Origin of the sequence: Phocaeicola faecalis, from assembly GCF_021730445.1 — a bacterium.
GTDB lineage: Bacteria > Bacteroidota > Bacteroidia > Bacteroidales > Bacteroidaceae > Phocaeicola > Phocaeicola faecalis.
Window position 1 is genome coordinate 30355 of the sequence record NZ_JADNRM010000019.1, and the last position, 13082, is coordinate 43436.

Below are 13082 nucleotides of genomic sequence, written 5' to 3' on the forward strand. Positions count from 1 at the left end.
TATTATGACAAAAGCAGAAATAGTAACAGAGATTGCAGCAAAGACAGGCGTTGAGAAACAAGTTGTGATGCAGGTCGTTGAAGGAATGATGGAAACAATCAAGGCCTCTATGATTAATGGTGATGAGGTTTTCCTTCGTGGATTTGGTAGTTTTATCATCAAGCATCGTGCAGAGAAAACAGCTCGCAATATATCCAAGAATACGACAATGATTATTCCTGCACACAATATACCGGCATTCAAACCTGCCAAAAGTTTTGTGGTAAAACTCAAGAAGTAAAATTTACAAATAAATAAAGATAGGTTTATGTGTAGGTCGAATATTAAAGATGACTATTTTGAATATAATGAACTATTCAAGAATTTCGAGAGTAAAAAAATAGAGTCTGTAATAAATAGTTTGCGACAGCCTTTTGCTGATATAGCCAAGAACCTAGATATTACAACGAATACTCAATGGATTGTTCGTACCTATTTGGCATCAAAGATGATATTGGCTTCTTCTGTGATGCTTACTTCTGCCGAATATGCTGAATCCAAAAATTTGAGAATTGTAAATCCTTACTTGATGTATTATCCTCTTTTAAGTTGTGCAAGAGCAGTAGTCTTTACAAATCCATATCAAGAATGGAGCGATGATCTTATTGCCATGAATCATTCAAAAACTATAAATATTATAGGCGATATTGTATCAAGATATGATAAGGCAGAGGGTGAACATATTAAGTCTCTCATTAATAAATCAAGAATATATAGAGAAATCTATTCGTATAAATTCCCCGCAAATGGGCTGAAAGAAATAGAATTGAACTTTGATAAGATAGTGGATATATGTGCTTTGTTGTCTGAAATAGCACAACTCCAAAGTGCTATTTTAGAATCAGCTATTACAAAGCATTGTACAGAAAAGTATGAAATAGATGATGAGGAGTTAAGTAAACTGTATTCCTATGGAGAAGAGGGATTTAGATTCATTGACCCAGAAGATGGATATAGATTAGGCTACATAAAAAGAAAAGTTTCCCGTCCATATTCAATTATAAATACAATGACAGAAGGGATGGTTGAAGATTTCTTCGGAGCATGGTGTAGCCTAGAAGAAAATCCCGAAGATGTATATAACCCTGACGAGAATTGGAGGATAATTTTTCCAGTCCCATAAATGACATAAGAAAAGCCAACTTAAGCCTGTGCTGACAGACCTAAGTTGGCTTTTTATTTTTATGAGTGCAACATCCTATGTGTGTATAGTCCACCCATGAATAGGATTCAGCAATACCGCAAATGATTGGTCGGGCTGTCCGTGATAGAGCAATCCTCCGACAATTCCCGTTCTGCCATCTGGATATACCTGTCGAAATCCGAATGAGTGTGGAGCCGAATCATAGTAGAGTTCAATTTCACACGGACAATTCGGGTTCTGTTCCCATTGCTTCAAACGGTCAATACACTTTTGCAGGGTGTCGTTCTTGATTTCTTTTGCGTAGGCAACAGCCTTGTCATAACGCTCTTGACATAAAATCTTCATACTCGATATTTTCTAAGGTTTATAATAAATCTTCATATACTCCAAAGCTGTAGCAGTCGGCAATGTAAAAGTCCTCACAGCCGATTTCTGCAAGTGACTTCATATCTTCCAGCGTATCGCAATAGAAGAAAATGTCATCATCCTTTTCGGTATCAGCAGGCATTCCGATGGCGATACGCACTTCAACGGTATCGTAGTTATCCTTATAGCGTATAAGACAATCTGCATAGTGAGGCTCAATGCCGCGTTCTGTAAAGAACTTCAAGCATTGGCGACTTATCTCTTTTCTGACTGCATCGGGTTTCTTCCAATCGGTGTCGTCAATAATTTCAAGGCTGAGACCTTCGATAACCAAGCAGGTGGCACCGTCAATGTTTGTCATCAGAGTACGCTTACCCATATACTTTTTGCGTTCTTCTTCCCAGTTGGGAATATCCCATCTCTCGGTAGTCCATTCTCCACGATACTCCTTCGGTTTACGGAGATACTCTGATAATGTCATTCTAATCATATCTATAATGTATTAAAGGTTACTTTATAAGTTGCACAAGGCTTTCCAAATGCCGGAAATGGATTGAACTCTCTTCGAGAATCCCAATTTACGGTCATAATGTAGCCACTTGGAAAATTCTCTTCAAGGAACTTTATAATCATCTCCTCTTCATCTGCTTCCAATATAGGGTCTTCCTCTATGCCATATTCAAGAGCATAGATAGCCCATGACGGGATATTATCCCATACTTTCAATTTGCTCTTCGTTTCAGCCATACCTATTATCATTTAAGTTATACATTACAGGCGAAGCACTGTATTCTATTTCTTTACCGCCTTGACTGTTCCGTGCAGGATTGTGCAAGGTTGGCGGGAAAAATACCGCAAGCCCCGTGGGGCGAGGATGATTTTTCCACGACACCCACAGGGCTTGACCTTGCTCAATCCGAAAGGCTCGGAACAACCTTTGCGGTAAGAAATAGGATACAGATTCTAATCGTTATCCTCTTCGTCCTTCTCGTCTGGCAACAATCGTTTACGCAACTCAGGATCAGCCTTGATTCGTTCCATCTCATCTTGAACGATCTGCTCAACCTCGTCTTTGATACGGGAATAGTTACGCTCTATTTGCTCCTGCATGATGTCGTTGCCGTTCTCGTCCTTGAACTCATTGACGATAGGAATCTTCTTGTATGCCTTTGTCTCGGCACTTACCTTTGCACTATCCACGATGATGCGTGAGTGGAAAATCTTCTGGTCAATCTCCTCACCAAAGTTATCCGCCACGCTACCCACGAATGTGCCTTGCGAGAGGTTTGAAATCTTCGAGGCTGGGATAAGGAAGTCCAACTGCGTATTGATAGATGTTGATGTGTCCTGACGGTTGATAGATACCGACTGACGCTGTTGGAGTATTTTGCCAAAACGCTCAGATAGGTTCTTTGCCGTTTCACCTACCACCTGTCCGCTGAAGATATTACCCACCGTATTTTGGATAACCTTTGCCTCCTTGTCGCCATAGTCACGAGCCAACTGCGAGTAGTCCTGAAAACCGAGACAGACTGCAACCTTGTTGCTTCGTGCTGTGGCAATGAGGTTGTCGATACCACGGAAATAGATAGTCGGCAACTCATCAATGATGATGGAACTCTTCAACTGACCCTTCTTGTTCACCAACTTAACAATACGGCTGTTGTATAGTCCGAGTGCCGCAGAGTAGATATTCTGGCGGTCGGGATTATTGCCAACGCAGAGTATCTTCGGCTCATTGGGATTGTTCAGGTCGAGGGTAAAATCATCGCCCGTCATCACCCAATATAGCTGTGGAGAAATCATTCTCGAAAGCGGAATTTTGGCACTTGCTATCTGGCCTTGGAGCTGATCTTGGGCTCCTCCTTTCCATGCGTCCATAAATGGAGATAGGTAGTTTTCCAACGAAGGATAAGAGGTCAGAATAGTAAAGATATCCGCATACGGTTTGTTCAGGAACTCAATCGTATGCGGGAAGGTACAATACTTACCGTCCTTGTAGATTCTCAGATACCAGATAATCGCAGCCAAAAGAATAATCGGTGACTCAACGAAGAAATCTCCCTGCTTCTGAATCCATGTCTTGTTAAGATTCAACATTATGGTATATGCGGACTCATACGCATCGCTGATATCTACCATAAACTTTGGGTTGATGGGATTACAGCGGTGTGAGCGACGTGGGTCGTCAAAGTTGATGACATAGAAACTCGGCTTCACCTTGTACTTGTCGATATTCTTCAACAGCTCGTTATAGGCAATTACCGACAGGTCATCAAACTTGTAGTCGTAGATATATGTGGCAAATCCTTTGGCTATGGTCTGCTTGATGTAGTTATTGACTACCGCATACGACTTACCGCTACCAGGTGTTCCCAATACAATGGTTGCTCGGAACGGATTCACGACATTTATCCAACCGTCCCATTCCTTGCCTTGATAGACAAACTTCGTAGGCAGGTTTACCGAATACTCGTTCTCCATCAGTCGTGTCTCCTGCATGAAGCTCTCGTTGGCCACATTGAAGACATCTTCCATAAGGTTATGCTTGAACATACGGCTAATCCATACTCCCGACATAAGCAGAAGGATATATCCGACAGTCATAGTAACCGTGTAGATTGCCATATTCACGATTGGCGAGAATGGCAGATCGAGCAACCACCAATTCATAAAGAAGAGTACAAGACCTCCGAGGAAGGTCGCATAAATCTTCTGCCAGGTCATCTTCTGATTCTTGACTCCCTTTGTGCCGAGGCACGACAGAGCCAAGAATATGATGGCGAACACCTTTGTCACAAGCAGGTTGCTGAACAGCCCTGCCGTATTCTGAAAGTTGAGCAGTATCTTGTCTACCACTCCGATGTTGATACCCATATCTACGATGGCCTGATAGCAGAACCAGTAGATATGTACTACAATAAATATAATGGATATGGCACGCATAAACTCCATGACCTTTGCCAATCCTCTCAAATCATCTTCCTGTTGCATAATAAATTCGTTTTAATGGTTAGTGAAATTGGTTTACGATATGCCGCGTGAACGGCGTTTTTTCTTCTTCCTTTTCTTCTGGTACTGCTTGGCGAGCATCTCCTCCTGCGGATCATTTGCAGGAACGTCAAACGAGAAGATTCCGAAGGCTTGCTCCAGTCCCGATTCAAGGTCTGCCGATGAGAGGCTTTGGCTCTCGGTGAAACCTTGTGGCATATCGGCCCATGTAATGTCGCCTTGCGAGTTGAAGAGTCTTTCGAAGTTGTTTGCCGAGAACTCCTTACCCAGACGGGAACCGTTATAGACCTCACGATTGTGGTGGTCGATGAATGTGACACCGTAGATACGCCCTGCATCATTCTCGCGGAACACCACATCAATGCCCTTGCTGCCAAGCAGACGCACAAACTCCTCGCGGTTGCCGCGAGAGCCGTGCATTGCCAGAGCCACATCGTTGCGGATTTTGGGTTGCCACCTCTTCGCTCGGAACTCCTGAGCATTGTAGGCGATACGCTTCTCCACACCCTCGAAGCCGAAACGCTTGCCGATAAGCGAGGACTTGATTGGCGTACAGATAGGCTTGCCGTTGTCATCGGTCATCGTGTAGATGATACCCGAATAGGGCTTGCCATCGAACTCGCCCTTGACCTGCTTTGCCTCGATGTTGAAGCACGAGAGCATGGCACTGTACTCGCCGAAGGATTGGAAACGATACGAGGTGAAAACACTCTTGAGAATGTTGGATACCTGCTGCTTTACATCGCCACGGGTGTAGTCCGCTTTCTTGAGATAAGGTTCCAACAACTCCCTGCGTTTGTCGGCAATCTGTTTGAGTCCGAACATCTGCTCCAACTCTCGACATGCCTTCATTGAGCGGTTCCACTCGTAGGCATCGTCTATCTTCTCACCATTCTCATTCACGCAGGTAGATACAATATGTATATGTCTGCGGTCAATGTCCTCGTGGAGATAGACGATGTAGGGCTGGTTGCCATAGCCCATCTTCTGCATATAGGCTCTTGCCAAATCCGCAAACTGCCTGTCGGTAAGACTGTCGTCCAATGTAGGATTGAGCGATATATGCAGAATAGGCTTCTCGGTGTTGCGGTTGGCAGCGAGATAACTCTCAAAAGCGAACATCGTTTGACGAACAATCCTGTCAGGGTCGTAGAGAGAATCGGTAATCATACGGTTGCCCGCTATGATGCGTGCCGTATCCTCGTTTACCTTCTGTTGGTTGTAGATGATGGCTCCGTAGAGCGAAGCACCTCTGTTGATCTTAGCCACCATATCAACCTCCGCTTTTACGGTTCAAGTGCCTCTCCTCAAACTCGCGTGTGAGGGCGATAATCTGTTTGCTCAGCACTACCAACTCCAGTGTGGCTTTCTCCAACTTGGCGACAAGGGCGAATGCCCGCTTGTCTCCGAAATTGGCTTTCACAGCTCGCACCGTCTGGTTGTAGTTGTTGCCGATGGCTTGGAACTGATGGTAAAAATTCGTTAGGCGTATGTAATAATCCATAGCCGCCTTGTCGAGTTTTACTACCTTCATCTCACGGTCAAGAATCATTGCCTTTATAAATCTTGCCTTGTATTTAAGACCAGACTTTGCAAACCGCAATTCAAATTGTCCGTTCTCTTCAGCATTCAGTTTGATGCCGTAACGATAAACAGCGGGATCCTTTTTAGGTCGCCTTCCTGTTACATCTCTTCTTGTTTGTCTCTTGTCATTTACCATAACTTTACATTTAATTGGTTACTAACTTCCGCTATGGATTCACGACTTTGGAGTGAATCCCTCCCCGAGCCGTCAGGCGAGTGGCAAGTTGTTTTGGGGTTGCCCGAATCGTTTCGGGCTGCCCAAAACACAACTTGCTATGTTCGCTTGAACATGAATTTTCCTTCGTAAAATTGGCTATCGCCGTTCCCCTCAGAGAGAAGCATCCGAAAACTCCGTTCGTCGTGCGTCCATAGACCTTTCGGGTGCAAAGTTAGACAGGTGTATTCTATTGATAAATAGTGAGTTATATGCAATGTGATGACATCTGATGACATGTGTAGTCAGAGGCTTGACGACATAGTGATTATTCCAATTTTTCGCTATTTCTTTGCGGTGTGAACGGTTGGAAATTACCCTCCGATAACGGAATAATGGTCACACTGTCGGTTGCTTCCGTGAACAGTTGGATAGTTGGAAGCAATGTCGGAAATGACAGTTAACGGAAGGTCATGACCAATATACCGACCAGTAGCGGTTGGATAGTCGGAAGTACCCGATAACGGTTGCTATGATGGTCGGAACAACGGAAGATTCCGATAACGGAAACAACCGCTAATGGATAGTTGGAAAGATGCGTTCACGGGATATTGGAAGGGACAGTTAACTTATTTATTAACAATTTAAATTTTAAGTATTATGAGTAAAGAGTGTTTGTTAGTTGCTATCAGCAACCAGAAAGGCGGGGTTGGTAAGTCAGCCCTTACGGTAGTACTCGCCAGCTACCTTCACTATGAGAAAGACCTTAATGTCGCAATCATCGACTGCGACTCACCGCAGCACAGCCTCGTGCGTATGCGCGAGCGTGACAAGAAGGCAATCTCTGCAAGTCCCTATCATCAGCAGCTCGTGGAGAAGCAATGGGAGCGCATACAAAAGAGAGCATATCCCATCATCGGCTCTACGGCAGAAAAGGCAAGAGAGGCGGCAGACAAGCTTGCCGAGAAGGAGAACTTGGATATTGTCTTTGTGGATCTTCCGGGAACGGTACAATCAACGGGTGTCTTCCGCACCATAGTTAATATGGACTATGTGCTTACACCTTCAATTCCCGATTTGATTGTGATGCAGAGTACTCTATCCTTTGCTACCACCGTATTGGACTATGCAAAGAGCCAGAAGGATGTTCCCCTAAAAGACATCATCTTCTTTTGGAACAGGCTCAAGAAGCGCAGCAATACGGATGTGTTGAAGACCTACTCACAGATTATGGGAGAGTTGAACCTATCCGTTCTCGATTCCACTCTGCCAGACCTATGCAGGTATGAGAAGGAGATTACCCACGCGAAAAAGTCATTCTTCCGCTGCACGATGTTACCGCCTCCTGCGAAACTTCTTAAGGGCAGTGGTATCGGAGAATTGGCCGATGAACTGATTGTGAAACTTAAACTGAAATAGTTATGGCTAAGAAGAAAGTAGAAGTCAATGAGGATATGCTCAAAGACATTATGGTCGGTGATATCCCTGTCTTTGGCAGGGAGAGACCGAACTATCAGGAGCCGAAGGTCATTGAGACCGAGGATTCGAATACAGATTCGGACGAAGGCACTGAGGCGGTAGCCTCAAAGCCGAGTGTACCCAAGCCACGAAAGAAGCGTGAGGAAACAGATACATATAAAGAGAGGTATCTTGTGAATATACCTGCCTCAAACCGCTCGCATGTATATATCAATCGCGAAGTGGCGGACTGCATTAAACGGGTGTTGCCTGTCATTGCTCCCGATATGAGTGTATCAGGTTACATCAGTAATATCCTTGTGGAGCATTTACAGCAGCACTGGGATGAGATTAACGAGTTATATAACAAAGAGTACTACAAACCATTAAAACCATTTTAAGTATGATTGAAACAATAGTAAATATCACAACAGGAGCTTGTTATTTGGTAACAGCAGGCGTTATCATAAAGTATATCTATAGTCGATTTGTACGACACAAAAATCATCAGGGAACTAATATTCCTATGGTGAAGAAACAGACCATAGTTGCTCTTGTAGAGAATCCTTCGCTATCTGAAGATACTTCTTCTGCAAAAGGAATTGATAAAGCGGAATATAAAAAGAGATTCCTTGGTAGTTATATGATGAAAAATCGCGTCCAGGTCTATATTGATAGAAGTAGTCACGAATGTATGAAGCGATTTTTATCAATTGCTGCACCAGATACGAGTATGGCAGGCTATGTCAGTAGAATTATCAAAGACCATATTGCTGAAAATGCTACGACTATCAATAAGATTTTTGAGGATAGTAAAACTAAACTCTTTTAGCTATGGAAGCAAAGATATATTTCGCAGTAAAGGTGGCATGTGCCTTGGTTGTATTCTATCGTCTATGGGTATTCCTATTCTGCCGTAAGATTTACGATTTGTGGGACAAACTGCATAACTGGGCACGCATAGCCCGTATCAGATTATGGAAGTACCGAAAGAAACGAATGGCTGAAAAAGCCAAGCGTGAAAGGCGTAAGAAAATATACGGTAAGGATCTGCCTACTGATAAGCCTAAGCCAATCCAAGCAGAAACACTTCAGAAGGTAGAAGAGAGTCCTCCTATTGATGATGATCCGAATGAGGTAATGGGAAAGTCCAACATTATCTACTATGAGGATATTAAAGCAGCCCGTACAACACCCACACATTCGTTGGAGTTAAAACAGGTAGAACTTCCTGTAGATAAGGACATCAATCCCGATGATGTAGAGGATAACATCGAACCTCAGAAGGGTTTGACCGAAGAGGATAAGCGTGAGTTGATGGAGCCTGAAGGAGTGATACCTGATCCGGACTTTGACAAGTCCTTAACATATGAGGATATGAACAACCTTGTGGATGTGCTAAACTCAGATAATCCTGACGAGCAGAAGTCTATTCGTGCAGCATCAACCATCCATCACAAGTTGGCTAATACGGTGATATTGGACTTTCTTGTCAATAAGGTCAGCAATGAGAAAAAAGTAAATCAGTTGCTCCAAGAATGTCTGGATGCTAATGGGAATCCTCTGCCTAAACGAAGGAAAGCAAGTAAAGTCAAGTCGTTCGATATAAATAAGTATGCTTAGTATTTGTACATGGTTAATGATTTTTATTACTTAAACAGTGTTGGCTGGCACTCCGATGTGAATCGTGGTGCCAGCGTTTTTTATGGAGTCCGCTATTTTAATTAACAAGTAAGGCAAGTATCGTAATGCCTCGTGCATTATGATTCTTGCCTTGTGCTATGTTGTTTTAATTGTAATTAATCTACTGTTGCTCTTGGAGTTTCGGAGGGCAAAACGGCGGCAAACGGCTGCAAAAATCGGCGTTATAATACCTTGATTTTCAGCTAATAGATTTTAACAAACGAGATTTTCGCCTATTGGCGATTCGTCCTTTTCGGAGTATTTTTGTACCGCGATTGTACCACGCGAGAGGGGTCACACGGCACGACTTCCTTTCAGCAGCGTGCAACAGCTTTCAAGAGCGTGCAACAAATTTCTTCGATAATGGACCGTCAAATTAAACACAATTTAACAGGTCAGCCCGGCTATGACCGGGGCATGACCGACAAGCCTTTCCTCACCATCGGGGAAGTGGCGGACATCCTGCAAGTGAGCAGCCGGACAGTGTATAACCTCATTTATAAAGGCACTCTCCGGGCTTGCAGACTTACATACCACATCACAATCATCACCAGGGAGGATTTCTTTCTGATGATTAGAGAGACAACCTACTGCAAGCGGAGCGTGTCAATCTTCGCCAGGCAGGGTAAAAAGACAAAAAAGAAGATGAACGAAGATACACCGAACACTGAAAAAGACCTTTCCCAAAAGGAGGGAAAGAAGAAAGCGAAGGGCAGCCCGAAACGGCAGCTCATTCCGGCGGCTAACTACAAACAGTCCGTGCGCGACACGTTCACGGACAGGGAGAGTGCCGGAGGCGACCTTTATACGATGGCTGAGATATGCCGGAAATACAATTATACCTACGGGCGATTTTACAATCTCCGTATGCGCTACTCGATACCCTGTGTCAAAGCCAATGCCACCAAGTGCTTCCCGAAAGCCGAGGTTGACAAGGCTATGGCTGAGGAAGCGGAACGGCTGGGAAGCAACCTGTCGGAACACTGGTATTCCTGTTTCGACATCATGCGCCTGTTCGGGCTGGGAAAGACCCAAGTCCGCAGGTTCGCGCTCACCCACGGGGTAAGGACGAAACGCATCCACGGCAACCGTCTTTACTATCTCAAAGCCGACTGGGACGAGGCACGGAAAGTGGCGGAGCGTAAGAGTGCAAGCACGAAAGCCAAGAGAGAGCCGGACAATGAATCAGACAACAATTAAAAATCACAACCGATATGACAAACATCTGCACGAAAGTGACGGTCAGGAAACGACCCATCAAGAACGGTCAGGTATCTCTTTACCTTGACTACTACCCGGCGGTGCGGCATCCGAAGACAGGCAAGCCGACAAGACGGGAATATCTCGGCATATACATCTATGCCGACCCGAAAGACAAATTCGAGACAGAGTTCAACAAGACCATGCTCCGCAATGCAGAGCTTATCAAGTGCCGCAGAACCGAAGCCATCATCAACGAGGAATACGGCTTTCTCGACCGCAACCGTGGCAAGGAGAGCTTCCTTGAATACTTCCGCTCAAAGATGGCGGACGACGACAATTTCAGGAACTGGAACACAGCCTACAAGCACTTTGAAAAGTATTGCTGCGGAAGCTGCACCTTCGATGACCTGACACTGGAATACTGCCAGGGATTCCTTACCTACCTGCTGTCGCTCACCACTCAGACAAAGGGCAAGATGATGGCTTCGACCGCCAACAACAACCTCAACAAGCTGAAATGCGTCCTACGCATCGCCTACGAGGAAAGACGCATCAAGGAGAATATCGCCCCACGGCTGAAACACGCGAAGGAAGACAGCACAAGGCGCGAGTTTCTTACTCTTGAAGAGGTGAGGATGCTTGCCGAGACCCCATGTGAGAAGCCTGTCATAAGGAGTGCCGCGCTGTTCTCCTGCCTTACGGGTCTGCGCATCAGCGACATCATCCGTCTGCAATGGGAGAACATCGTCAAGGGAGCGGACGGCGGCTGGTGCATGCACATCGTCACCAAGAAGACACGGACGGAAGCCGTGCTGCCGCTGTCTGATGAAGCCCTCGCACTGTGCGGCGAGCGTGGCGAGGGGCAGGTGTTCAAGGGGCTGACGCAGACCATCCTTCCCCTCTATCTCAAAGACTGGATTAAGTCTGCCGGGATAACGAAGCACATCACGTTCCACGGGTTCAGGCACACCTACGCGACCCTGCAACTCGCCGCCGGGACCGACCTCTATACCATTTCAAAGATGCTTACCCACAGCAACGTGGGAACGACACAGATTTATGTCGATGTCGTGAGCGACCTGAAGCGCAAGGCATCCGAACAGATTACACTCAAACAGCAATAAACACACAACAGTATATGAACAACATAACATTTGAACAACTGCCGCAGGCGGTCTCCATGCTGATTGAAAAGGTGGGGCTGCTCACCGACAAGGTGGAGAAAGTGCTCGGCATGACACCGCAGCAGCATGGCGAGTGCCGCACCCTGCTCACCCTAAATGAAGTCGCGGCACTTCTCGGCAAATCGGCATCCACCATCTATGCAATGACCTCCGACAAGCGTATTCCATACCACAAGCGGGGCAACAAGCTCTACTTTTTCCAGAATGAAATAATCGCATGGATTGAACAGGGAGGTACATCGGGAGTAGCCAGCGAGAACGAGATTGAAAGACGGCTTGAGGAACTGCGCAACGGCAAGAAGCGAAAGCCGGGAGCGTTGACGGACGGCAACAGCCGGATGTCCGCAGTAGCACCATAATGTCACAGACCATGAGCAACGAGATACAGACCATACACTACTGCACCATACTATCAGCCGGACAGTGGGATTTTCTTTTGGAAGGCAGGTTTTCCCCTCTCAGGCAAAAGTGCCTCTACCGCCTGATGAACGGTGCCGTCAGGACAAGAACCGCTTATAGAATCAAGGGCATTGATATTGTGCTGGAGGTGGGACAGGTGGCTGCTTCCGATGTGGAACTGGCGGATTTTTTGGACTGCAACCGTAAGACGGTCGGCAAGCTCATCGACAGCTTCAACCGCCTCGGTATGCTGACCACCCGAACCAACAACCGCACTTCCGTCCATTCCCTGCATTTTCTCACTGGCTGGTATGTCGGAGGTGTCCTTGTCACCAATCCCCACTATGTCAGACCCTCGGCTACCGCCAAAGGACAGACGGGCGATGTGCGGACACCTATTTCCGACAGTCTGCCGTCAGGGGATGAACCGGGAGGCGCAGCCGTTGACTGCCACACAAGAGGGAAGGAAACGGACAGCCTGACGACAGGCGCGGCATCCCTTTCTTCTTCCCTTCTTTTGTCAGCCAGTTCCAATCCGTCAGCCGATGTGCATGACGGCGACTGCCATAATCCTTCGTCCGATATGTTCATGGCGGACACAGCCGTAAATCGGCATATCATAGACAGCGGCGACATGGCATCCGGCGAGAACGGTGCAGGAAGCCACAGCGAGGCACAAGACGGCACGAATGGCGGCGAGACTACTCCGGCATAGGCTCGGCAGGTCGGGAAGCGCAGAGCGCGGTTTTGAGCGGTACTCCGTTGTCGTGGGGTGACTGACTGGGCTTGCCCAGATATAGCCCACTATAACTACACGCTTCGCTTCCGTAGTTGTGGGCTCTCCCGAGGGGCTGGG

16 protein-coding genes are annotated in these 13082 nt (G+C 46.1%); 10 read left to right on the plus strand and 6 right to left on the minus strand.

Going from position 1 to position 13082, the window contains the following annotated elements:
- Positions 1–4 precede the first annotated feature (4 nt).
- Together IR173_RS15205 and IR173_RS15210 are read left to right on the plus strand one after the other, a co-directional pair.
- Positions 5–280 (plus strand): HU family DNA-binding protein, encoded by a 276-nt coding sequence (locus IR173_RS15205; RefSeq protein ID WP_237040389.1) that lies wholly within the window; start codon positions 5–7, stop codon positions 278–280.
- Between the two features lie 27 nt (positions 281–307).
- Positions 308–1162: a hypothetical protein gene (locus IR173_RS15210; protein WP_202578461.1), complete on the plus strand. Its 855-nt coding sequence runs from the start codon at positions 308–310 to the stop codon at positions 1160–1162.
- A gap of 75 nt (positions 1163–1237) precedes the next feature.
- On the opposite strand, the gene IR173_RS15215 is transcribed toward IR173_RS15210, so the two are convergent.
- From IR173_RS15215 to mobA, 6 genes are all read right to left on the minus strand, one after another.
- A complete protein-coding gene (locus IR173_RS15215; protein ID WP_237040390.1) occupies positions 1238–1528 on the minus strand; it encodes a DUF4120 family protein in 291 nt (96 codons plus the stop codon).
- 19 nt (positions 1529–1547) lie between these two features.
- Complete coding sequence (locus IR173_RS15220; protein ID WP_237040391.1) at positions 1548–2039, minus strand: hypothetical protein; 492 nt, start codon at positions 2037–2039, stop codon at positions 1548–1550.
- Between the two features lie 2 nt (positions 2040–2041).
- Positions 2042–2296, minus strand: a complete 255-nt coding sequence (locus IR173_RS15225) for a DUF6926 domain-containing protein (protein ID WP_237040392.1) — start codon at positions 2294–2296, stop codon at positions 2042–2044.
- Positions 2297–2512: 216 nt separating this feature from the next.
- Entirely contained in the window at positions 2513–4543 is a 2031-nt protein-coding gene (gene mobC, locus IR173_RS15230) for a conjugal transfer protein MobC (RefSeq protein WP_237040393.1), read from the minus strand.
- Between the two features lie 33 nt (positions 4544–4576).
- On the minus strand, positions 4577–5833 hold the full coding sequence (gene mobB / locus IR173_RS15235) for a conjugal transfer protein MobB (protein ID WP_237040394.1): 1257 nt from the start codon (positions 5831–5833) through the stop codon (positions 4577–4579).
- 1 nt (position 5834) lies between these two features.
- Positions 5835–6281: a conjugal transfer protein MobA gene (gene mobA / locus IR173_RS15240; RefSeq protein WP_237040395.1), complete on the minus strand. Its 447-nt coding sequence runs from the start codon at positions 6279–6281 to the stop codon at positions 5835–5837.
- Between the two features lie 678 nt (positions 6282–6959).
- On the opposite strand from mobA, the gene IR173_RS15245 reads away from it, so the two are divergent.
- The 8 genes from IR173_RS15245 (at position 6960) to IR173_RS15280 (ending at position 12941) form a co-directional block, all read left to right on the plus strand.
- A complete protein-coding gene (locus IR173_RS15245) occupies positions 6960–7718 on the plus strand; it encodes a ParA family protein (RefSeq protein ID WP_057327281.1) in 759 nt (252 codons plus the stop codon).
- A 2-nt stretch (positions 7719–7720) separates the two neighbouring features.
- The gene (locus IR173_RS15250; RefSeq protein WP_237040396.1) at positions 7721–8158 is read left to right on the plus strand and encodes a DUF3408 domain-containing protein; all 438 of its coding nucleotides are present in this window, start codon (positions 7721–7723) and stop codon (positions 8156–8158) included.
- A 2-nt stretch (positions 8159–8160) separates the two neighbouring features.
- Positions 8161–8589: a DUF3408 domain-containing protein gene (locus tag IR173_RS15255; RefSeq protein WP_237040397.1), complete on the plus strand. Its 429-nt coding sequence runs from the start codon at positions 8161–8163 to the stop codon at positions 8587–8589.
- 2 nt (positions 8590–8591) lie between these two features.
- A complete protein-coding gene (locus IR173_RS15260; protein WP_237040398.1) occupies positions 8592–9380 on the plus strand; it encodes a DUF4122 family protein in 789 nt (262 codons plus the stop codon).
- Between the two features lie 423 nt (positions 9381–9803).
- On the plus strand, positions 9804–10640 hold the full coding sequence (locus tag IR173_RS15265) for a helix-turn-helix domain-containing protein (RefSeq protein ID WP_117852457.1): 837 nt from the start codon (positions 9804–9806) through the stop codon (positions 10638–10640).
- Between the two features lie 14 nt (positions 10641–10654).
- Positions 10655–11767 carry a site-specific integrase gene (locus IR173_RS15270; protein WP_117852455.1) on the plus strand — a complete coding sequence of 371 codons (1113 nt, stop codon included), beginning with the start codon at positions 10655–10657 and terminating at the stop codon, positions 11765–11767.
- Between the two features lie 14 nt (positions 11768–11781).
- Positions 11782–12186 carry a helix-turn-helix domain-containing protein gene (locus IR173_RS15275; protein WP_117852453.1) on the plus strand — a complete coding sequence of 135 codons (405 nt, stop codon included), beginning with the start codon at positions 11782–11784 and terminating at the stop codon, positions 12184–12186.
- A gap of 11 nt (positions 12187–12197) precedes the next feature.
- A complete protein-coding gene (locus IR173_RS15280) occupies positions 12198–12941 on the plus strand; it encodes a hypothetical protein (protein WP_117852513.1) in 744 nt (247 codons plus the stop codon).
- The last annotated feature ends 141 nt before the right edge of the window (positions 12942–13082 follow it).